This window comes from Saccharopolyspora sp. NPDC047091 (genome assembly GCF_040643635.1).
Taxonomy (GTDB): Bacteria; Actinomycetota; Actinomycetes; order Mycobacteriales; family Pseudonocardiaceae; genus Saccharopolyspora_C.
Window position 1 is genome coordinate 101,194 of sequence record NZ_JBEYUS010000012.1, and the last position, 19,594, is coordinate 120,787.

Sequence of the window (19,594 nt, forward strand, 5' to 3'; positions counted from 1 at the left end):
CCGCCTCGGTTCTTCCATCTTCCCACACGGACAGGAACGCCCATGCCATCGTCCACACCCACTCCCGGCGGCACCGCCGAGGTCGCCGGCCGCACCGTGGCCCGGGTCGGCTACGGCGCGATGCAGCTGGAGCGGCTGCACGACGACCGCGCCGCGGGTCGCGCCGTGCTGCGCCGCGCGCTCGAACTCGGCGTCGACCACATCGACACCGCCGAGTTCTACGGCGTCGCCAACGAGCTCATCCGCGACGCCGTCGGCGACGGCGTGCTGGTGGCCAGCAAGGTCGGCGCCACCCCGAACGCGGACGGACCGCTGCCGCTGCGGCTCGCGCAACGCCCCGAGGAGCTGCGCGCCGACGTGGAGGCGAACCTGAGCAGCCTCGGGCTGGAGCAGATCGCGCTGGTCAACCTGCGCCGCGCCGACCGCGGCCCCGGCCTGATCGCCGAGGGCGACCAGCGCGTCGACCTCGACGACCAGCTCGCCACGATGATCGCGTTGCGGGACGAGGGCAAGATCGGCTCGCTCGGGATCAGCAACGTCGGCCTCGACGAGCTGCTCCGCGCGCTGCCCGCGGGCATCACCTGCGTGCAGAACGCCTACAGCCTGCTCTCCCGCGGCGACGAGGAACTGCTGCGGCTGTGCCGCGCGGAGGGCCTCGCGTGGGTGCCGTACTTCCCGCTCGGCGGCCCGTTCGCCGGGATGCCGAAGGTGACCGAGGAACCCGCCGTGCTCGACGCCGCCCGCGCGCTGGACGCCACGCCCGCGCAGATCGGCCTCGCCTGGCTGCTGCAGCACGAGCCGAACGTGCTGCTCATCCCCGGCACCGCCACCCTCTCCCACCTGGAGGAGAACGTGGCCGCCGGGTCGATCGTCCTGGACGAGCAGACCGTCGCCGCGCTCGACGCGATCCCCAGCCGGTCCGGCGACATCGTCGTCGACTGACTCCGGTGGGGTCCGCACCCGCTTGGAGCCGGTCCGAGCGACCTCGCCGGTGACCTCCGTCCGGCGGACACCCGAGCGCGTGATCGCGCGGGCGGGACCGCCGGGTCCGTGGAACGTTGCCCGCGGCACTGTTCGACGGAGTGAGGAGCCACCACATGCGTGTCACACCGAACCGGGCGTCCGTCCTCGCGGGCATCACCGCGGCCCTGCTGCTCACGGACGCGGGCCTCGCCCACGCGGAATCCGACCAGGGCACCGGAGTCTTCGGCGTCGTGGCGAGCGGATTCCAGGCCGGCGCGGACCTCGCGACCGGAGTCGGCGACGCGTTCACCGGACAGGACGAGTCCGGCAGCTAGCCGGCGCCACGACGAACGCGCGGAACCCCGCCGGTGGTCGTCCCCGGCGGGGTTCCGCTCGTCCGGGATCCGGCGCCAGTGGCCCGGATCCGGGCGGTCCCGTCGGCCTGCCTTGCTACCGGATGGTCACGGAGGTCGTCTACGAGTTGCTCGATGCCGGCGGGCAGGGGTGAACGCAGTGGGCCAGGTGCGGCCAGGTCTGCGCCGCCCGCCGGTCCGCTCAGCGAGGTCGGCAGCTCTTCGCTTTCCGGCACGTCGACGCGGCCAGCTCAGGGGCCCAGCGCTTCGGTGGGTGGTTTCGATCCGGCCTGACCGGGCAACACTGGGCTTTCGCGACACTATTCAGGAGGTGCGATTCCCATGGCAGATGAGCTGCGCGGCCGACGGGTCGCGATCCTCGCCGCCGACGGTGTCGAGCAGGTCGAACTGACCCAGCCTCGCCAGGCGGTCGAGCAGGCCGGGGCGCAGGTGACACTGCGGTCGATCCACACCGGACGGATCCGATCGATGAACGCCGACCGTCGACCGGTCGGTCTCCGACGTTTCCGGTGACGACTTCGATGCCAGTCCTGCCGGGTGGCGCGGTCAACCCGGACGGGCTGCGGGTCGACTCGACGCGGTGGGTTTCGTGCGGGACGTCGTCCGGTCCGGCGAACCGGTCGGCGCGCTGTGTCACGGCCCTTGGACGTTGGTCGAGGCCGACGTGCTCCGTGGCCGGACTCTGACGTCGTTTCCCAGCATCCGCACCGACATTCGCAACGCTGGCGGCGATGTCGTCGACCAAGAAGTCGTCGCGAACCAGGGTCTGGTCACCAGCCGGGACCCCGACGACCTGCCCGCGTTCTGCTCCAAGATCGCCGAAGAGTTCGCCGAGGGCCGCCGCCCGTCGGCGCCCAGACCTGATTCGGCCACGATTCGCACACGGAGATCATCATGAAGGCACTCGTGTACAACGGACCCCGCGACGTCACGGTCACCGACGTCGCCGACGCCCGCATCGAGGCGCCCAACGACGTCCTGGTCAAGATCACGGCGACGAACATCTGCGGTTCGGACCTGCACATGTACGAGGGTCGTACCGACTTCGGGCAGGGCCGCATCTTCGGCCACGAGAACGTCGGCGAGGTCGTCGAAGTCGGCGACGGGATCGACAAGGTCGCGGTGGGGGACATGGTCTCCGCGCCGTTCAACGTCTCCTGCGGGCACTGCGAGAACTGCGAGCACGGTCTGACCAACTACTGCCTGGCCGCGAACGTGGAGGGCATGGCAGGCGGGGCGTACGGGTTCGCCGACATGGGAGGCTGGGCCGGGGGCCAGGCCGAGCTGCTGCGCATCCCTTGGGGCGACTTCCAGTGTCTGCGCCTGCCCGAGGATGCGGCCGAGAAGCAGAACGACTACGTGATGCTCTCGGATATCTTCCCCACCGGCTGGCACGCGGTGGAGATGTCGGGCCTGCGGGCGGGCGAGAGCATCGTGATCTACGGCGGCGGCCCGGTCGGGCTGATGGCGGCCCTCTCCGCGAGCGTGAAGGGGGCGGCGAAGGTCATGGTCGTCGACCGCCACCCCGACCGGCTGCGCCTTGCCGAGCAGATCGGTGCGATCGCGATCGACGACTCCCAGGGCGACCCGGTCGAGCAGGTCACCGAGCTCACCAAGGGCGTCGGCGCCGACCGCGGCGCGGAGTGCGTCGGCTACCAGGCCCATGACCCCCAAGGCAACGAGGACAACGCGGCGACCCTGAACAAGCTGGTCTCCTCCGTGCGGTTCACCGGCGGCATCGGCACCGTCGGGGTGTTCGTCCCTCAGGACCCGGGCGGCCCGGATGAGCTGTCCCAGCAGGGCAAGGCCCGCTTTGACTTCGGCAACTTCTGGTTCAAGGGCCAGCAGATGGGCTGCGGTCAGGCCCCGGTCAAGCGCTACAACCGCCACCTGCGCAACCTCATCGCCGACAACAAGGTCAAGCCTTCGTGGATCGTGTCCCACAACCTGCCATTGGAGCAGGCACCGGACGCCTACAAGCACTTCGACGCCCGCGAAGACGGCTGGACCAAGGTCGTGCTCAACCCCGGCCAGGCCGCCTGACTCGTCCCTCACACGGCTCTCAACCGCATCCGTTCGAGTAGGGGCTGTGCCGGTGACCGTGGAGCTGCAGAACCCGCCCCGGCGCCAGGCCGAGGCGGGTTCTGCATGACTACCGCAAACCACGGAAAGGACGTGCCTCATGGCCGACGATGACCGAGCAGTCGCTCACCGCGCTGGGAGAACGCTTCGCCCGCTCCGTCGACGCCCTCCGGAGCGGAGAACGGGCTCAGCTGCTGATGTGGTTCCCACGCCTGCGGGAGACCCCGCAGGCTGGCGATGAGACGGTCAGCGAAGATCGCATCGCCGTGCGCAAGCTGATCAACATCTGGCCCACAAGAGGAACGGGCGGCTGACCTGCTAGAAAAGTTGGTGCGCGATACTGGGATTGAACCAGTGACCTCTACCGTGTCAAGGTAGCGCTCTCCCACTGAGCTAATCGCGCGAGGCGGAGGCGGGAATCGAACCCGCGTACAGGGCTTTGCAGGCCCTTGCCTAAGCCACTCGGCCACTCCGCCGGGTTGGGCACTGGGCCGGATTCCGGACTCCCGGGTGCCGATACCCGGAAACCCGAGTTCGACCCGATCGGTTTCCCAGAGCGGATGACGGGACTCGAACCCGCGACCCTCACCTTGGCAAGGTGATGCGCTACCAGCTGCGCTACATCCGCGTGCACCGCGGTGAACCCTCCGGCTCGGCTCCGGAGTCACCGCCGCGTTGCACGGAGAACTTTAGACCACGCCGCCCCCGGCGATCAAAGGGGGGTCGATCGCCGCCCGCGCCGGTCCGCGCCGAGCCGGACCGCGCAGGTCACGGGCGTGATCGTCAGGACAGGTCGTGCGGCAGCAGCCGGGTCAGGGCGTCGTCGACGTTGACCCACAGGTTCTCGTTGCCGGGGACCACGACGTCGTAGGTGCGGTCCAAGAAGTCCGCCAGCTCCTGCGCCGAGGCCTCGAACACCGCGTGCCCCGACGGCGAGCTGAGCTCGATCGCGACCACCTCGGGGTCGTCCACCGCGGGCCGGATGCTCACATCCCCCTCGCCGGCGTGCGCGATGAGCCCGTCCGCGAGCAGGTCGCGGGCGAACACCCACTCGACCCAACCGGCGCGGCCGGTGCGGAACGCCGCCACCACCGCGTAGGGGTCGCGGGTGTCGTAGCGCAGTTCGACCTGGACCGGCACGGCCGGCGTCTGCGGGGCCAGCAGATCGAACACCGCCGTCGAGCGGAGAGTCACGTGATCGTTTCGCATCGTCCTCGCCTTCCTAACTCCCTCCCGGTCCGCTTATCGACCGAGCAACACAGTTGTGACGCCTCTGCGGGGTCATCTGCTCGCCACCGGGCCTTACATCACCCGGTCGGGGCATACTGAACTTCGGAACGCGATCGGAGAACTGCGCAGCGTGGCCACATCGCACCCCCCGATCGAACATCAGTCCGACACCTCGGCACTGATTCCCGGCGCCGTCCAGAGCCCCGGCCGGACCTTCCCCACAACGCTTCCGGCACCGTCGTCGAACTAGCTCCGCCGCTGCCGGGCACGGCCTCCAGGATAGGCGATGGACCTGCGCCCATACGGGTTTCCGCGGGCCGTGCTGAGACACTCGCCACGAGCATTCGCCGAGACGGACTAACCCCGACATCCGGACGCGGAAGGCCCCACGCCTGGCCGCCACCCGGTCGAGGAGAGCGGTGCCACAGTGTGACCAGGCTCGAAGCACCCCGGCCGATCCCGGTACCAGAACTGGGAAAAACCCCAGCATGACGCACGTCACATTCTGTCGGACGGTGCAACCCTTTCCGCACCTGCGCCCTCCGGTCCCGCGCGAGCACGGCCCGTATCCTGGCCCCGCGGCCCGGCGCTGCGCCGCGACAGCGGACGCGCTGCAGCGAACCCGCAGATCACAGCCCCGCCGGACCGCGCAGTACCCGACACGACGTGGCAGGTGAACCCTGAGCAGGACAGCCGAACCGGGATCGAGCGAGACCGACGTGGCCCGAGCCGACGACACCGCGACCGACGCCCCGCAGCCCCGCCGCAGGCTCCACCGGCTGCGACGCGCCCTCCGCGCCCGCCGCGAACGCATCCGCGCCAACCCGACGCTCAACACCACCTACCGGGTCGGGCTCGGCGCCTTCGGCACCCTGGTGCTCATCATCGGCATCATCGCCATCCCCTACCCCGGCCCCGGCTGGCTGATCGTGTTCGCCGGGCTCGGCATCCTCGCCACCGAGTTCCACTGGGCGCACCAGGTGAACGTCTTCACCAAGCGCCACTACCGCCGCTGGAGCAACTGGGTCTCCCGGCAGCACTGGACCGTCAAGCTCGGCATCGCCGCCCTGACCGGCGTGATCGTCATCGTCACCCTCTGGCTGCTCGGCATGTACGCCACCATCGGACGCTGGCTCGGGGTCGACTGGCCGTGGTTGGCCTCCCCCCTGTTCGGGACCTGAAACGGGTGTTGTAGAGTTCTCCATGTCGCCGGGAACGGCGGCACCGGGCGATTAGCTCAGGGGGAGAGCGCTTCGTTCACACCGAAGAGGTCACTGGTTCGATCCCAGTATCGCCCACAAGAAAACGGCCAGGTCGGAACTTTCCGACCTGGCCGTTTTTCTTTTCCGGGACCGAAAAGTCAGCACACGGTCAGCGAGGACCGAGCCCGTCGTCAGCCTCATCGGTCAGCGCACGCAGGATGCGATCCCCTCCATCCGTCCGCCGGGTGTAGAGGTCCAAAGTGGTCGAAGACCGTTCATGCCCCAGGACGCGCTGGACCATGTTCACCGGAACACCGTCGTCAACCAGCCAGGTCGCGTAGGAGTGCCGCAAGTCGTGGAAGCGCAGCCCCTCCCCGGCCTTCGCGGCAGCGGCTTTCACCGCCTGACTGTGCGTCCGGCACCTCTCGGTACGCCGCTCCCCCGCCGCGTCCAGCCAGGTCGCAACGAAACCGCCGTCCTTCTCGGTGACTTGACCGAATAGTCCCGCCCGCACGAGCGAAGGCCGCCACACCCGCGAGCGGAACAGTGTCCGCCGGTGCGGCTTGCCAGCCATGTTCGCGAAAACCGGCGCGCGATCACTCGACGGAGGCCACTCCCGCAGGTGATCGCGGATGTGGTCGATCAACCAAGGAGGAAGCGGAACCGATCGCGGAAGCGCTCGCGTCCGCACTGGTCGAGCTAGCCCGAGCACTCCACGGCGACGAGCAGCCGCTGATCATCGACGTGAGCAGGTGACGAATGAATGATTCCGATCCAGCCCGCGGACGGCGAAAAGCCCGCTCCCGACCAAGTTCCCTTAGTCCCCGTGCAGGCGAGCGTCCCGGACGCCGAAACAGCCCGCTGGGACGACGTCGAAGCCGTCCGCCGCGACCCCGACCCCGTACGCCAAGCAGCCCGCGCCACCGAGCTGATCAACGAATGCGGCCGACGAGTCACCGAACTCGCAGCACTACGCCGCGCCGCGATCGAACGAGCCCACCACGACCACGGCCTCACCTACGCCGACGTCGCCGACTCCCTCGGCATCACCCGAGGCCGCATCACCCAAATCCGCAACGGCCGCACCGACACCTGACCTACGAGCAGGGGGCATCGTGGGCAAACACCGAACCAGACCCACCGGGTACATCACCGCATGGCGCGGAGAACTCTTCCCCGCGACGCCGTCAGAGCCCACAAGTTCGTGCGCCGCGCCTGAAGCATCACCAGCCCGAGCCTGGGCAACGCCGACAGCCCCACTGCTCCACCGCGTCATCGACAAGCTCCACGAGCTCTAACCCCTGGCCAGCACCCCAGAGCGCTCGTGTTCAGAGTTTCTTCTCTTCATCAAGGGCGGCCCCTGCGGGGCCGCCTGCCAGCTGCATGCGAGCCCCGGCCAAGCCGGGGGTCGCCGGGGGTGCGGCTGGCGCCGGTCCCGGCGACCCACGACGTCCCGGGCGCGGAAGGAAGGCAGGCGGCCAGGAACCACGCAGGGGCCGCTTGGTGGCAGAAGCAGAGATCTCCGCGGATGTGTCCGGCCCGGATGCTGGACCGCTGACCTTGCCCGCGTTGACGTGCACTCGGCCGTGGAGTCCGTCCGGCGCGGATCAGGTCGAGCCGCACGTCTTCGGCGTCGCCAGCTTCGTTGGCGGCACGGTTGAACAGGGCCTCGCGGGCGGTATTACTGAGATCGTCGCTGTTGTTCGTGACTCGTTCCATCTCTGCGTGGTCACGCCGATGGAGGTGGTCGGCTGGTAGATCTCACAAGCGGTTGTGGCCACCCGGGCAGGGTGGTCGGCTGGCCACTTGCTGCGGGCAATCGCGCCTCGCCGGGCATAGCGGGTTTCCTGACCGTGGTTCCGTTCGAAACAAGTACGCCCCCTTATCCTCACAAAATCAATCCAGAAATTAACTAATTTTACCAAAAGATGCCATTTTGTTTTACAAATACCTAGACGCGTGATGGTTTTCGTGGGCGGCGGTAGACAACAAGACTCCGATTTTTTCTTATTGTCATTCGATAAAGTTTTCCCGCAGGGGCGTGGATGCTCCCTTCATCCTCTCGGTAACCACAGGAGGCCGATAAGGATCACCCCAAATTTCATACCTCGACTCCACGACATGCCAGTTGGCATTTTTGGGACTTGCCAATCTCCTGTCGCAAATGTAGTCGGCAGCCTCCATGTTGATTATATCCATCCCAACCATGCACATCGAATATGCATCCAGCTCTTCAACAAACAGTCGAGAATTGTACCTTATGCTTCGCCGAAATGGGTCAAACGTCAAGTCTCGATGTTCACACGGATCCTGTTCGGAATAGTATGATTGTCCACAAATATCGCAATCATCCGTATTTCCTTCATTCTCACCCAGAACCCGCAGATCGAAAATTGTTTCGAAAGCATCTGGTTTTAACACACTAGGCTGGAAAGCAATTTTCAATAGGCACAAGTCAGAGTATTGAACAAACTTCAACCCAACTAGATCGCGCCGAAGCCAGCGCCTCATCCGTTCTTCAATATCGGGAAGAATGTCAATCTCTTCTGATTCAATTTCCGGGTCAACTGGATAGCGTTCCGCCGTCTGCTGCACCAGTGAAATTGCGTCGCGAATCTTGATCGAAAAGAATTCACGCTTGGGATTTGGGCGCATATCAAACAGGGCTTCGTGAATTTCACGTTCCGCTGCAACTGCGTCAGATACCACTGTATCGTACACGACCTCAAATGGCTGTGGTACCCCCGTGGACGTTGACAACTCGCGAGCGCGCCGCAATGCACTATTCTTGGTGCGGCCAATCTTCAGCATGCCAGGATACGAGGGGTTTAAAAGAATGTAGATGACTCCTCGCTGCAATTCCGATGAGGCCATAATTTGAATCCGATCCCTGACTGCCAGCTTCTCTTGTCGATCTTTTGATCAAGGGTACCCGGAGCGGGCGCGGCCGTTCACCGGCTCCTGGAAGTTGCCAATGAAGTGCCAATAATCCACAGGCAGCGACGTCTTGCGGATGTCAGGTGACGGCAGACGTCGACGATCACGGACGCCAGAACCGTGGGTCCTGGGTTCGACCGAGTGCGCCTATCCCGTGTGAGGCATGCCAGCCGGGGCACATGCGGGGCACATGCGGTTCGCAGACGACCGAGAACGATGGCAACTAACCGATGCTTCACGGCTGGCTGCCGCGCAGGTGGCCAGCCGCGCCGCAGGTAGGCGTTGCCCCTGGAACGCCCTCCGGAGGCAGGTCTCCCCCGTTCGTCTCGGGACTTTCAGGGGAGAAGCGGCCGGGCCGAGTCAGCAGCGAGTCAGCAACGGTCCAGGCAGCGCGTGACACGGCACCGCACAGAACGGCAGGTCAGGAACACGGAATCGCACTGGCCGACACAGGAAAACACCAGGCCAGCGGCGGCCCCCCGTTCACACGGAAGAGGTCACTGGTTCGATCCCAGTATCGCCCACCAGAAAACGGTCAGGTCGGAACTTTCCGACCTGGCCGTTTTTCTTTGCACGGGTCGAGAACTCACCTCGGCGGCGTGGTCCGGCGGCACCACCGACCGCTGCCAGGACAGGAGAGCCCGACCCGTTCGCCGGGTCGTGCGCACGTCCGCAGTGGTCGGGCCCGATGCCTGTTTCCCCGCTCGCACCGGCACGCGACCTGCCGTGCGGGACGCGGTCCTCCCCCGCGTGACGGCAGGCGCGGAACAGGTGCTGATGCGCTGGAGCCGGTCAACGAGCGAAGATCCGCGCGCCGCATCGGAAGCAGCGTCCGCTTCGAACAAGGCCTGGACCATCGGCACTGCCGCCGGCTGCGGGCCGGCGCGCTCCGGAGCACTCGGATCCGCACCGAACAGGGCCGAGTGCACAGCAGGGGAAGAACGCAACAGGAATCGGGGATCGGCCGCACCGGATGCTCTGGAGAGCACTTCCTGCCGCACAGATGAGGTCTCCGAAATTCACTTCGTAATTTTCCTACATCAATTCATGACCCTGCCAGGATGAGATCCACTCAACTCGGCAACGGTCCCCCTTTGCCGGATTCGACTGCGGCATACTCCGATCTGCTCGATGGCCGGACCGTTGTATCGGGGATCCAGTGGGACGCAACAGGGAAATCTTTCGCCAGCAGCGAGCGCACGCCGAACTCGTATTCCGCGACGCGCAACGGCTGTACCGGTACTTGGGTGCGGGCGGGCAGCTGGGCGGTGTCACCGGCGATCCTCGCCTGGCCCCCGGAGAAGAACTGATCTTCGAAGAGCGCTACGACGTCGGACGGTTCCGGGGAGCCGACGTCCAGTACACGACACCCGGGTACTTCGCCGTGGGAAGTCCGGCGTTCGTCCTCGGCGCGATGCTGGGAAATCTCGCCGACCGTTACGCCGCCCGACGCAGCGCCGAGCGAGAAGCCGCGCCGCAATGGCGTTTCTTCGGCCCGCTTACCTGCTTGCTCACCAAGTCGTCGGTGCTGTTCTGGTTGGACGGCCGGTGGGAAGGCGACTTGATCGCCGCCCTGCACGACATCCGGCCGAACATCACCTTCCACTTCGTGGACGTCTGCTACGGAAGTGAACCGATCCGGCTCGTCGGGCCGACTGCGCCGTGGCTTTCCGTCGCGCTGCTCCACCTCAAATACGGCGTAGCGGGACTTCACCACCCCGCATTGCGGGCGCTCGCCGGCCCCTGAAGTCGACGGCGTCGACGGATGGATCACCGCGAGCGCTCCCGCCGCACCGGTAGGGTCCCGGCGGGGGTTCGAGGGGCGCTGCAGCGGGCTTCGGCCTGTCACGCTCGGGTTCCCGTTCTGGCCAAGGGCGTCTTCCGTGCTGGAGGAGATCGCTGTGGCACTGCGTTCGAACGAGATCACCTACTCCGCTCCCGAGGTCGGCGAGCACGCGGCGCTCAGGGCGATGGCCCGGGAGTCGTTCGCCGCGACGTTCGGGGCGTTGTACGAGGCGGGACCGTTCGGGGAGTTCCTCGACGAGGCCTACGGACCCGGCGGGTCGATGGATCGGGATCTGGGGAATCCGGACGTGCACTGGATGGTCGGGTTCCACCGGGACGAACCCGTGGGGTACGCGAAGGTGACGCCATTGCGGGCGCCCGCGGTGGGCGCCGCACCGGGGTCCGTGGAGTTGCAGCAGATCTACGTGCTCGCGGAGTGGCACGGCCGCGGGGTCGCCGTCGAGCTCGTGGAGTGGGCGTTGCGGACCGCCGTCGCGCGGCGGGCTCCGGAGATCTACCTGACGGTGTTCGACCACAACGAGCGGGCGAAGCGGTTCTACCGGCGGTACGGGTTCGCGGAGGTCGGGCGCTGCACGTTCGCGCTCGGCGACCGGGTCGACGACGACCGGGTCTGGCGGCGGGAGCTCTGACGTTCGGGGTCGGGCGCGGACCGCGCGGCCGAGGCCCGTTCGCGTCCAGGGGCCCTGCGCGGACCGGGGCCACCTCGCGTCGCAGGACTCCCCCGATCTCGGGAAACCGGTGCGCACTTTCGGATCCCGGCGCGATCGCGGCGGCCCCGCGCTCCGGAGACCACGGCGAAACCGGGAGAAGCCCTCGTGCCGGAGACTCCGGCGGTGCGAGAACCCCTCGCACCGAAGCCTCCGCGCCGGCGACGCGATGGCGCGGACCACTCGCGCCGAAAACCCCCGCGCCGGCAACCCCCGCTGCGCGCGAACTCCTCGCACCGAGCCTCCCGCACCGGTGCCTCCCCCGCCGGTGACTCCCGCGGTCCGCCGGTGCCGCCGAGCCCGGCCTCCGGTCCCGGCGGCCCCGCTCCGGCATCCGGGGGGCGGTCGGGGGCGAGATCCCGCACCGACCGTGCTCATCGATCCAATCCGCGCATCACTCGATGCGAAACGAGTCTTGGACGGGATCGGTCGTTGCTCCTTACGCTCACCTGCAATCGCAGTCCGTTGTCAGCCAGGAGGAACGCACATGCCGGCCATCGCTCCCAGCGAGCTCGCCCACCGCCTCGGTTCCGGGCTGCTGTCGTTCCCGGTCACGCACTTCACCGACGAGCTCGCGTTCGACGAGGCGGCGTACCGGGAGAACATCGCGCGGCTCGCGAAGTACGACGTGGCGGGACTGTTCGCGGCGGGTGGCACCGGCGAGTTCTTCTCGCTCACGCCGGACGAGGTGGGGCGGGTGGTGCGCGCCGCGGTGCAGAGCGCGCCGGAGCGCACCCCGGTGCTGGCGCCCGCGGGCCACGGCACCGCCCAGGCCGTCGCGTTCGCGCAGGACGCGGAGGCCGCGGGCGCGGACGGGGTGCTGCTGTTCCCGCCCTACCTGACCGAGGCGTCCAGCGCCGGTCTGGTGGCGCACGTGCGCGCGGTGTGCGCGGCGACCTCGCTCGGCGTGGTGATCTACAGCCGGGCGAACGCGGTGTACTCGGCCGATGCCGTCGCCGAGCTCGCGGACGCCTGCCCGAACCTGATCGGGTTCAAGGACGGCGTCGGGGACCTGGAGAACATCACCCGCATCCACTCGCGGCTCGGCGACCGGCTCGTCTACATCGGCGGGCTGCCGACCGCCGAGACGTTCGCGCTGCCGTACCTGGAACTCGGCGTCACCACCTACAGCTCGGCGATCTTCAACTTCCTGCCGGAGTTCGCGCTGTCCTTCTACGCGGCGGTGCGGGCGGGCGACCGGGCGCGGGTGCGGCGGTTGCTCGACGAGGTCGTGCTGCCGTACACGGCGATCCGGGACCGCAGCCCGGGGTACGCGGTGAGCATCGTGAAGGCGGGCCTGGGCCTGACGGGACATCCGGCGGGCCCGGTGCGGCCGCCGTTGACCGACCTGGACGAGCAGGAGCGGGCGCTGCTGTCCGACGTGGTCGCGGCCTCGCGCGCGCTCGTCCCCTGATCCGCGGGGCCGGGGGCCGACGCGGAACCCGGCCCCGTCCCTCGTCCGTGCACCTTCCAATGTTGTGAGGAACGCATGACCCCACCCCTGACCCCGAGCGCACCCGCGCCACCGGGACCTGCCGCCGAGCGCACGGCGGAACCGGCGCGCCGCCGCGGACCGGACCGGGAATCGGTGCTCGCCGCCGTCAAGGCCGTCGTCGGCATCGTCGGGTTGTTCGCGCTGTGGGAGATCGCCGTGCGGGTGTTCGCCCCGCCGGAGTACCTGATGGTCGGCCCGCTCTCCGCGTTCGCAGAGCTCGCCGAACGCCCCGGCTACTTCGCGGAGAACACGTTCATCACGCTGCAGGAGGCGCTGGCCGGGTTCGCGCTCGGCACCGCGCTGGGCGTGCTGTGCGGGGCGGCGCTGCACTACTCGACGACGGTGCGCAGCTTCCTGTACCCGGCGCTGATCGCGATCGACACGGTGCCGAAGGTCGCGTTGGCGCCGCTGTTCATCGTGTGGTTCGGCTTCGGCTTCGAGTCGAAGGCGTTCGTGGCGATGGCCATCGCGTTCTTCCCCCTGGTGATCAACACCTATGACGGGTTGCGCTCGGTGCCGCACGAGCTGCAGGAGCTGGCGCGGATCAACAAGGCCTCGCAGTGGAAGAAGATGACGAAGATCGAGTTCATCTACGCGATCCCGTCGATCCTCTCCGGCGCGAAGATCTCCATCTCGCTGGCCGTCGGCGGCGCGGTCGTCGGCGAGTTCATCGCCGGGTCCAAGGGACTCGGCTACGTGATCATGCTGGCGAACAGTCAGATCGATCTGCCGTCGATGTTCGCCGCGTTCATCGTGCTCGCCGCGATCGCGCTGGTGCTGTTCTTCCTGGTCGACCTCGCCGGGCGCAAGCTCGTCCCGTGGAAGCAGCACACCCGGTGAGGGCGCGGACGCTGCTCGCGTTGGGCTCGGTGCTGGCGATGCTGGCGCTGGTGTCCTGCGGCGCCGACACCGGGCGCGACCGGATGTCGCTGATGCTCGACGTCAGCTGGCTGCCGAAGCACGCGCCGTTCGTGTCGGCCGTCGAACGCGGCTTCTTCGCCGCCGAGGGCATCGACCTGGAGGTCATGCCGGGCTCCGGCTCCACCAACACCGTCACCGCCGTCGACACCGGCAAGGTCGACTTCGGGTGGGCCGACTACGGATCCTCGGTGCTCAGCCAAGGCCGCGGCGCCGAGGTCAAGCAGGTCAACCTGGTGCAGGCGCGGTCGGCCTACGCGGTCATCGCCCTCGCGGGCACCGGCATCGACGACTGGCAGGACCTCCGGGGCAAGACCGTCGCCACCGAAGCGACCGGCGCGATGACCGCGATGTGGCCGTACGCGCTGAGCAAGCTCGGCATGGCCGTCGACGACGTGCGCGTCGTGCACGCCACCGGCGCCGCGAAGATGCCCGGTCTGGTCGCCGGGCAGTGGGACGCGAACCTCGCGCTCTACGTCTCCGACCAGCCGACGATCGACGCGCTCGACCGGCAGGCCACCGTCCTCAAGTGGTCCGACCTGGGCATCGACCTGTACGGCAACGGCATCGTGGCCTCCGACGAGAAGCTGCGCACCCACCCGGACCAGGTGAAGCGGTTCAACCGCGCGATGCAGCGGGGTTTCCTCTGGGCGTGCGAACACCCGGAGCAGGCCGCGCAGGACTTCGGGAACGAGGTCAGCGGGTACGAGGACCGCACCGTCGTGCTCGCCATCAACGAGCAGTGCGAGCTGAACTGGGGATCCGGCGACGCATACGGCGAGATGGACGACGCGGGCGTCCAGCAGATGATCGACGTCGCGGGCGACTTCCTCGGGCTGAGCCCGGACGCGCACCTCACCCCCGCCGACGTCTACAGCAACGACTACCTCGAACCGCTGCACCGCGGCCAGACGATCACAACGCCGTGACGGAGACCCAGATGAGCCACGAATACGCGATTTCGGTGAACGACGTCGGCAAGACCTTCCGGTCGCGGGACGGCCAGCACAACACCGTGCTGCGCGGCATGGACTTCCGCGTGCGCCCCGGGGAGTTCGTCTCCATCGTCGGCCAGTCCGGCAGCGGCAAGACGACGCTGCTGAAGACGATCTCCGGGCTCCAGGAACCCACCGAGGGCGAGATCCTGGTGAAGGGCCGTCCCATCAAGGAAGGGCTCGAGGACATCGCGATGGTGTTCCAGAGCCCGGTGCTGCTGCCGTGGCGGAACAACCTCGACAACGTGCTGCTGCCGCTGGAGTTCCGCGGCACCCGCGACCGCGAAGCCGAGGGCTACGCCCGGGAACTGCTGGAGATGGTGGGCCTGGGCGACCGGGCCACCCGCTACTCCTACGAGCTCAGCGGCGGCATGCAGCAGCGCGTCGCCATCTGCCGCGCACTCGTGTCGCGGCCCGAGCTGCTGCTGATGGACGAGCCGTTCGGCGCGCTCGACGCCATGACCCGCGACTCGATGAACTTCGAGATCCAGCGGATCTGGCGCAACACCGGGTGCAGCGTCCTGTTCGTCACGCACAGCATCCCGGAAGCGGTGTGGCTGGCGGACCGCGTCGTGGTGGTCGGCGACAAGCCGGGCCGCATCGTCGCCGACGTCGACGTCGACCTGCCGCGACCGCGCGGCAAGGAGCACCGCTTCTCCCCCGCCTTCTCCGACTACGCGACCGAGATCGAATCGCACATCGGCGTCACCACCGGCATCAGCTGATCACGACCCCGGAGGAACACATGTTGCACCTCACCGCGGACGACGCACTGGTCGAGCAGCACTACGGGCTGAACGCCCGGCGCAGCCTGCTGTTCTCCGCGATCCGCCTCGACTCCTACCCGCTCGTGAGCCCGCTGATCGCCGAGCGCGACGGCGAGCGGCTCCTGCTGGTGCGCCAGCAGGAGCAGGGCAACGCGCTGTCGGCCGGCGTGCCTGCCGAGCAGATCCGCTTCTACGCCCCGTGGGTGACGATCGATCCGCGGGTCGTCGAAGGCACCCGGGTGGCGGGCTCGCTGTCCGAGCTCGTCGCCGAGCTCGCCGGGGACGGGCGGGTGCACCTGGCCGCGGACGTCGTGCTGGCCCACCACCGGGCGTTCACCGCCGGCGGTGCCCTGGAGGTCACCGTGGACGCCACCACGCCGCGACCGGTGGTCGCCCACGAGGTGGACACCGCGTCGGTGCTGGCCCGGTTCGCCGAATGGCGCTCCGAGGGCGCGCGGGTCGCGGAGAAGCTCATCGACGGCGTCGACCACCTCGACGGGCTCGCCGCGGAACTCCCCGACGGCGACGACACCCGGTTCACGGCGCTCACCGCACTCGCCGGCGAGCACGGGCTGGACGCGGTGCTGCTGGCCGCCACCCCCAACCACACCGAGGTCACCGGGCACGACCGGCCGGACGGCGCCGTCGCCGTGTGGCTGCCCGCCGCCGGGCGCCTCGTCGTGCTCGCCCCGGAAGGCACCCCCGGCCTGCCCGGCACGCCCGCCGGCCGGTACGACTCGTTCGGGGCCGCCGTCGCCGAGCTGAGCCCCGGCACCCGCGTCGGCGTCGAGGAGGAGTTCGTCGGCATCGGCTTCGCCCGGGAACTGGAGCAGGCGGGCAGCGAGCTCGTCGGCATCTCCGCGGCGCTCGGGCACTGGCGCGACGTCCGGGACCGCGAAGACCTCGCGTTCCAGATCATCGCGGCGCGCACCAGCGTGTTCGCCATCGAAGCCGCGCTCGCGTGGGCGGAGCGGGGCATCGAGGAAGGCCGCGAGTTCAGCGAACTCGACATCTACGCCGTCTACCTCGACAAGATCGTCGAGTTCCGCACCGAGCGCGACATCCCGTTCGGCATCGAGCCGTACTTCACCAACCTGCACTCGTCGAACCGGATGCTGTTCCCCGGGCCGCCGGTCGACTTCCCGATCGACCGGGACACCACCTGCATCCAGCTCGACGCGGGCGTGCGGATCGTGGCGGGCGGCGTCACCGTCGCCACCTCCGACATGGCCCGCTCGCTGCCCCGCACCGCGGGCGCGAAGGAGGCGTACGCGTTCTTCTTCGACGTGGTGCGCGACGGCATCATCGGCCAGCTGCGCCCCGGCGTGGTCTGCCAGGACGTGCACGAGGGGACGCTGGAGTACCTCGCACCGCACCTGGACCGGATGCGCGAGATCGGCGTGCTCGGCACCGAGGTCGACTTCAACACCGAGTACCGCAAGCGCAACGTCGGGCACCTGATGGGCAAGCAGGAGTCGTTCGCCAACGAGCTGCGGCCCGGCTACGAGCACGTGCTGCAGGTCGGCTCGTTCGGCGCCGCCGAGATCCCGTGGCGGTACGACGACGTGGCCATCGGCACCGAGGACCTCTGGTACATCGGCGCGGACCGGACCTACGTGGTGAGCAAGTGGTGAGCGCCGTCCGCCGCAGGCTCGCCGAGCTGTCCCTGGAACTGCCGGTGCTCGGTCCGCCGAAGTACGCCTACGAACCCGCCGTGCTGTCCGGCGAACTGCTGCACGTGTCCGGGCAGATCTCCCGCACGGCCGCCGGGGAGGTCCTCGGCGGCCGGCTCGGCGCGGACGCCGACGTGGCCGCCGGGGTGGCCGCCGCGCGGGTCAGCGCGCTGAACCTGCTGGCGCGGGTCGACGACGCGGTGGGGCTGGAGAACGTGGTGCGGGTGCTCAAGGTGAACGCCTGGGTGAACAGCACTCCGGACGCGATCCAGCAGCCCGAGGTGGTCGACGGCGCGTCCCGGCTGCTGATCGACGTGCTCGGGGACGCGGGCAGGCACGCCCGCACCGCCCTCCCCGCGCCGACGCTGCCGCAAGGGGCTCTGGTCGAGCTCGACGCGATCATCACCGTCCGGCCCTGACCGCTCTGACCACGCCCGGTTCGGGGGCGAGATTCCGCTTCCCGGACCGGGCCAGGACAGATCCGTCCGGAGTGGACGGTTGTGGGAGGGGGCGGGCCCGCCTGCGCGGCGGGCCCGCCGGGTGGCAAGAACGATCACTCGATCTCGTTGAGCAGCAGACGGATCGCGAGGTTGGTGATCAGGCTGGTCACCACGCGAACTGCACACCGCTCAGCGATCTTCTTGCGCTTCGGCCTCGTTTCCTCGTCGTCGGCCATGACCCTGCCCCTTCCACCACGGGGCTCGTCCGAGCCCCCGGGGACCCCGGGCCAGGTCGGCCCGCGTCGCCCCACGACCGGTGCGGAGACACTGATCGCAGTGTGCCCCGGTGCCACCCGCCGCAGGCAGGCCCGATGGGGTGGTTCCGCGTTCAGTCCTCCGCCGCCGGGGCAGGTGCCGGGTGCGCCGCGCGGCGGCGCGCGGTGACGAGTCGCGGGCGGATTCCCGGCATCGGGGCGGTGAGCACGACGAGGCAGCCGAGGATGAGGACGACGCCGGTCCAGCCCGCGGCGGGCAGCCGTTCTCCGACGACGAGCACGGCGAGCACGGCGGCCACCGCCGGTTCCAGCAGCGACAACGTGGTCGCGGTGCTCGCGGCCACCCGCCCGAGGCCCCAGCCGAACAACAGGTAGCCGAGGAACATCGGCACCAGCGCCATGTACGCGCCGACCGCCGCGTTCGTCGCCGACACGAGCAGCGGCGCCCCGGTCGCCACCAGCACCGGCAGCAGCAGCACTCCGCCGAGCCCGAAGATGCCGCCCATCGCCACCGCGGACGGAGCGCCGCCGCTGATCAGCCGGTGCGCGGCCCACGAGTACGTCGCGTAGGTGCACCCGGCCACCAGGCCGAGGACCACGCCCAGCGCGCTCCCCCACCCGGGCGCGACCGCGGCCCCGCCGCCTTCGGCGGCGCACAGCAGCACCGTCCCGGACAACCCGAGCCCGGCGCCGAGCAGCCAGCGGCGGGTCAGCCGCCGCCCGTCGACCACGCGCTCCACCAGCGCGGATGCCAGCGGCGCCGACCCGATCGACACCACGGTGCCCGCGGCGACCCCGGCCAGGTGCATCGAGCTGTAGAACGCCAGCGGGTAGACGGCGACCGCCACCGCGCCCAGCAGCACCGGCACCGGCCGGGCGCGCAGCAGCCGCGCCCCGCGCACCAGGCGCGGCCCCGCGACCAGTGCCTGCAGCAGGCCGCCGGTGCCCATCGCGACGGCCCCGATCGCCAGCGGACCCACGTCGGGCGCGAACGTCGCCGCGGTCCCCGTGGTCGCCCACAGCACCGACGCGAGCAGCACCGCCACCGCTCCGAGCGAGCTGCCGCCGCGCGTCACAGCCGGTCCACCAGGTCCGCCGCCATCGCCCGCGCGCGCCGCAGCCGTTCCCCGTCGCCTTCGAGCCCGGCGCGGGCCATCGCGCCTTCCAGCAGGAACGCCAGGTGTTCCGCGGCGGCTCGCGCGTCGTCGGGCCGGTCGGGCAGCAGTTCCCGGAGCGGGGCGGCGAGCAGCGATTCGACCTCTTCCTTGTGGCGGCGCACCACGTCCCGGCCGTCGTGCCCCGCGGGCAGTTCGGCGGCTGCGTTGAGCAGGCCGCAGCCGCGGAACCCGTGCTCGTGGGCGAGCTCCGCGTGGTCGGCGTAGGCGTCGAAGACGGCGAGCACCCGCCCGCGCGCGTCCCCGACCCCGTCCAGCCGCCGCCGGTGCAGTTCCCGCCACTCCTCGTGCCGCGCTTCGAGGTAGGCACGCACCAGGTCGGCCTTGGACGAGAAGTTGTTGTACAGGCTCATCTTCGCGACCCCGGCTTCGGCGGTGATCGCGTCGATCCCGGTCGCGGCCACCCCGTCCCGGTAGAAGCGGCGCGCCGCCGCCGACAGCAGCCGCTCGCGCGCGCTCACCCGCGCACCCGTCATCCCGACCTCCCCGACTAGGTAGACCAGTCTACCCAGTTTCGATCGAGGTGAGTGGCCCACCCGCCCAGGCGGATCGGGC

The 19,594-nt window shown here is 69.1% G+C and carries 22 protein-coding genes, 4 tRNA genes and 1 pseudogene; 18 read left to right on the plus strand and 9 right to left on the minus strand.

What is annotated here, in order from left to right; genetic code table 11:
- Positions 1 to 42 precede the first annotated feature (42 nt).
- From ABZ805_RS08635 to ABZ805_RS08660, 6 genes and pseudogenes are all read left to right on the plus strand, one after another.
- On the plus strand, positions 43 to 942 hold the full coding sequence (locus tag ABZ805_RS08635; protein ID WP_358436387.1) for an aldo/keto reductase: 900 nt from the start codon (positions 43 to 45) through the stop codon (positions 940 to 942).
- 155 nt (positions 943 to 1,097) lie between these two features.
- A complete protein-coding gene (locus tag ABZ805_RS08640; RefSeq protein ID WP_358436390.1) occupies positions 1,098 to 1,298 on the plus strand; it encodes a hypothetical protein in 201 nt (66 codons plus the stop codon).
- Between the two features lie 360 nt (positions 1,299 to 1,658).
- On the plus strand, positions 1,659 to 1,850 hold the full coding sequence (locus tag ABZ805_RS08645; RefSeq protein WP_358436392.1) for a hypothetical protein: 192 nt from the start codon (positions 1,659 to 1,661) through the stop codon (positions 1,848 to 1,850).
- Positions 1,851 to 1,875: 25 nt separating this feature from the next.
- Positions 1,876 to 2,235, plus strand: a pseudogene (locus ABZ805_RS08650) (DJ-1/PfpI family protein); the annotation flags it as partial.
- Positions 2,232 to 3,380 carry a glutathione-independent formaldehyde dehydrogenase gene (locus ABZ805_RS08655; RefSeq protein WP_358436395.1) on the plus strand — a complete coding sequence of 383 codons (1,149 nt, stop codon included), beginning with the start codon at positions 2,232 to 2,234 and terminating at the stop codon, positions 3,378 to 3,380. The pseudogene ABZ805_RS08650 and the gene ABZ805_RS08655, both read left to right, overlap by 4 nt.
- A 149-nt stretch (positions 3,381 to 3,529) precedes the next feature.
- Positions 3,530 to 3,733 carry a hypothetical protein gene (locus ABZ805_RS08660; protein WP_358436398.1) on the plus strand — a complete coding sequence of 68 codons (204 nt, stop codon included), beginning with the start codon at positions 3,530 to 3,532 and terminating at the stop codon, positions 3,731 to 3,733.
- Between the two features lie 14 nt (positions 3,734 to 3,747).
- On the opposite strand, the gene ABZ805_RS08665 is transcribed toward ABZ805_RS08660, so the two are convergent.
- The 4 genes from ABZ805_RS08665 to ABZ805_RS08680 form a co-directional block, all read right to left on the minus strand.
- Positions 3,748 to 3,822 (minus strand) — tRNA-Val (locus ABZ805_RS08665).
- A gap of 1 nt (position 3,823) precedes the next feature.
- Positions 3,824 to 3,895, minus strand: a tRNA-Cys gene (locus ABZ805_RS08670).
- Positions 3,896 to 3,974: 79 nt separating this feature from the next.
- Positions 3,975 to 4,047: transfer RNA gene (locus tag ABZ805_RS08675), tRNA-Gly, on the minus strand.
- 155 nt (positions 4,048 to 4,202) lie between these two features.
- Entirely contained in the window at positions 4,203 to 4,628 is a 426-nt protein-coding gene (locus ABZ805_RS08680) for an SsgA family sporulation/cell division regulator (RefSeq protein ID WP_184478055.1), read from the minus strand.
- A 740-nt stretch (positions 4,629 to 5,368) separates the two neighbouring features.
- Here ABZ805_RS08680 and ABZ805_RS08685 point away from each other — a divergent pair.
- Together ABZ805_RS08685 and ABZ805_RS08690 are read left to right on the plus strand one after the other, a co-directional pair.
- Positions 5,369 to 5,830 (plus strand): TIGR02611 family protein, encoded by a 462-nt coding sequence (locus ABZ805_RS08685; protein ID WP_358436401.1) that lies wholly within the window; start codon positions 5,369 to 5,371, stop codon positions 5,828 to 5,830.
- 45 nt (positions 5,831 to 5,875) lie between these two features.
- A tRNA-Val gene (locus ABZ805_RS08690) sits at positions 5,876 to 5,947 on the plus strand.
- A 73-nt stretch (positions 5,948 to 6,020) separates the two neighbouring features.
- Here ABZ805_RS08690 and ABZ805_RS08695 read toward each other — a convergent pair.
- A complete protein-coding gene (locus ABZ805_RS08695; RefSeq protein ID WP_358436404.1) occupies positions 6,021 to 6,497 on the minus strand; it encodes a tyrosine-type recombinase/integrase in 477 nt (158 codons plus the stop codon).
- A 180-nt stretch (positions 6,498 to 6,677) separates the two neighbouring features.
- Between ABZ805_RS08695 and ABZ805_RS08700 the strand changes: the two genes are divergently transcribed.
- Both ABZ805_RS08700 and ABZ805_RS08705 read left to right on the plus strand, forming a co-directional pair.
- Positions 6,678 to 6,947 (plus strand): sigma factor-like helix-turn-helix DNA-binding protein, encoded by a 270-nt coding sequence (locus ABZ805_RS08700; RefSeq protein ID WP_358436406.1) that lies wholly within the window; start codon positions 6,678 to 6,680, stop codon positions 6,945 to 6,947.
- A 407-nt stretch (positions 6,948 to 7,354) separates the two neighbouring features.
- Positions 7,355 to 7,609, plus strand: coding sequence for a hypothetical protein (locus ABZ805_RS08705; protein ID WP_358436408.1), 255 nt, complete (start codon positions 7,355 to 7,357; stop codon positions 7,607 to 7,609).
- A gap of 255 nt (positions 7,610 to 7,864) precedes the next feature.
- On the opposite strand, the gene ABZ805_RS08710 is transcribed toward ABZ805_RS08705, so the two are convergent.
- Positions 7,865 to 8,725, minus strand: a complete 861-nt coding sequence (locus ABZ805_RS08710; RefSeq protein ID WP_358436411.1) for a GIY-YIG nuclease family protein — start codon at positions 8,723 to 8,725, stop codon at positions 7,865 to 7,867.
- 1,222 nt (positions 8,726 to 9,947) lie between these two features.
- On the opposite strand from ABZ805_RS08710, the gene ABZ805_RS08715 reads away from it, so the two are divergent.
- From ABZ805_RS08715 to ABZ805_RS08750, 8 genes are all read left to right on the plus strand, one after another.
- Positions 9,948 to 10,535 (plus strand): hypothetical protein, encoded by a 588-nt coding sequence (locus ABZ805_RS08715; protein ID WP_358436414.1) that lies wholly within the window; start codon positions 9,948 to 9,950, stop codon positions 10,533 to 10,535.
- A gap of 154 nt (positions 10,536 to 10,689) precedes the next feature.
- Positions 10,690 to 11,223 (plus strand): GNAT family N-acetyltransferase, encoded by a 534-nt coding sequence (locus ABZ805_RS08720; protein WP_358436417.1) that lies wholly within the window; start codon positions 10,690 to 10,692, stop codon positions 11,221 to 11,223.
- 565 nt (positions 11,224 to 11,788) lie between these two features.
- Complete coding sequence (gene kdgD, locus ABZ805_RS08725; protein ID WP_358436419.1) at positions 11,789 to 12,715, plus strand: 5-dehydro-4-deoxyglucarate dehydratase; 927 nt, start codon at positions 11,789 to 11,791, stop codon at positions 12,713 to 12,715.
- Positions 12,716 to 12,790: 75 nt separating this feature from the next.
- A complete protein-coding gene (locus tag ABZ805_RS08730; RefSeq protein WP_358436421.1) occupies positions 12,791 to 13,636 on the plus strand; it encodes an ABC transporter permease in 846 nt (281 codons plus the stop codon).
- Positions 13,615 to 14,643 carry an ABC transporter substrate-binding protein gene (locus ABZ805_RS08735; protein WP_358436423.1) on the plus strand — a complete coding sequence of 343 codons (1,029 nt, stop codon included), beginning with the start codon at positions 13,615 to 13,617 and terminating at the stop codon, positions 14,641 to 14,643. The genes ABZ805_RS08730 and ABZ805_RS08735 overlap by 22 nt, the downstream gene beginning before the upstream one ends.
- 11 nt (positions 14,644 to 14,654) lie before the next feature.
- Complete coding sequence (locus ABZ805_RS08740; protein WP_358436426.1) at positions 14,655 to 15,434, plus strand: ABC transporter ATP-binding protein; 780 nt, start codon at positions 14,655 to 14,657, stop codon at positions 15,432 to 15,434.
- Between the two features lie 20 nt (positions 15,435 to 15,454).
- The gene (locus ABZ805_RS08745; protein ID WP_358436428.1) at positions 15,455 to 17,110 is read left to right on the plus strand and encodes a M24 family metallopeptidase; all 1,656 of its coding nucleotides are present in this window, start codon (positions 15,455 to 15,457) and stop codon (positions 17,108 to 17,110) included.
- Positions 17,107 to 17,568: a RidA family protein gene (locus ABZ805_RS08750; RefSeq protein WP_358436431.1), complete on the plus strand. Its 462-nt coding sequence runs from the start codon at positions 17,107 to 17,109 to the stop codon at positions 17,566 to 17,568. The genes ABZ805_RS08745 and ABZ805_RS08750 overlap by 4 nt, the downstream gene beginning before the upstream one ends.
- Positions 17,569 to 17,702: 134 nt before the next feature.
- On the opposite strand, the gene ABZ805_RS08755 is transcribed toward ABZ805_RS08750, so the two are convergent.
- From ABZ805_RS08755 to ABZ805_RS08765, 3 genes are all read right to left on the minus strand, one after another.
- Positions 17,703 to 17,825 (minus strand): hypothetical protein, encoded by a 123-nt coding sequence (locus tag ABZ805_RS08755; protein ID WP_358436434.1) that lies wholly within the window; start codon positions 17,823 to 17,825, stop codon positions 17,703 to 17,705.
- 152 nt (positions 17,826 to 17,977) lie between these two features.
- A complete protein-coding gene (locus tag ABZ805_RS08760; protein ID WP_358436436.1) occupies positions 17,978 to 18,940 on the minus strand; it encodes a DMT family transporter in 963 nt (320 codons plus the stop codon).
- A complete protein-coding gene (locus ABZ805_RS08765; RefSeq protein WP_358436439.1) occupies positions 18,937 to 19,515 on the minus strand; it encodes a helix-turn-helix domain-containing protein in 579 nt (192 codons plus the stop codon). Before ABZ805_RS08765 ends, ABZ805_RS08760 begins: the two co-directional genes overlap by 4 nt.
- Positions 19,516 to 19,594: the final 79 nt, after the last annotated feature.

Coding starts and splice junctions, on each gene's coding strand:
- ABZ805_RS08745 (WP_358436428.1), top strand. CDS start 15,455: ATGTTGCACCTCACCGCGGACGACGCACTGGTCGAGCAGCACTACGGG.
- ABZ805_RS08640 (WP_358436390.1), top strand. CDS start 1,098: ATGCGTGTCACACCGAACCGGGCGTCCGTCCTCGCGGGCATCACCGCG.
- ABZ805_RS08765 (WP_358436439.1), bottom strand. CDS start 19,515: ATGACGGGTGCGCGGGTGAGCGCGCGCGAGCGGCTGCTGTCGGCGGCG.
- ABZ805_RS08730 (WP_358436421.1), top strand. CDS start 12,791: ATGACCCCACCCCTGACCCCGAGCGCACCCGCGCCACCGGGACCTGCC.
- ABZ805_RS08710 (WP_358436411.1), bottom strand. CDS start 8,725: ATGGCCTCATCGGAATTGCAGCGAGGAGTCATCTACATTCTTTTAAAC.
- ABZ805_RS08680 (WP_184478055.1), bottom strand. CDS start 4,628: ATGCGAAACGATCACGTGACTCTCCGCTCGACGGCGGTGTTCGATCTG.
- ABZ805_RS08740 (WP_358436426.1), top strand. CDS start 14,655: ATGAGCCACGAATACGCGATTTCGGTGAACGACGTCGGCAAGACCTTC.
- ABZ805_RS08635 (WP_358436387.1), top strand. CDS start 43: ATGCCATCGTCCACACCCACTCCCGGCGGCACCGCCGAGGTCGCCGGC.
- ABZ805_RS08660 (WP_358436398.1), top strand. CDS start 3,530: ATGACCGAGCAGTCGCTCACCGCGCTGGGAGAACGCTTCGCCCGCTCC.
- kdgD (WP_358436419.1), top strand. CDS start 11,789: ATGCCGGCCATCGCTCCCAGCGAGCTCGCCCACCGCCTCGGTTCCGGG.
- ABZ805_RS08645 (WP_358436392.1), top strand. CDS start 1,659: ATGGCAGATGAGCTGCGCGGCCGACGGGTCGCGATCCTCGCCGCCGAC.
- ABZ805_RS08755 (WP_358436434.1), bottom strand. CDS start 17,825: ATGGCCGACGACGAGGAAACGAGGCCGAAGCGCAAGAAGATCGCTGAG.
- ABZ805_RS08655 (WP_358436395.1), top strand. CDS start 2,232: ATGAAGGCACTCGTGTACAACGGACCCCGCGACGTCACGGTCACCGAC.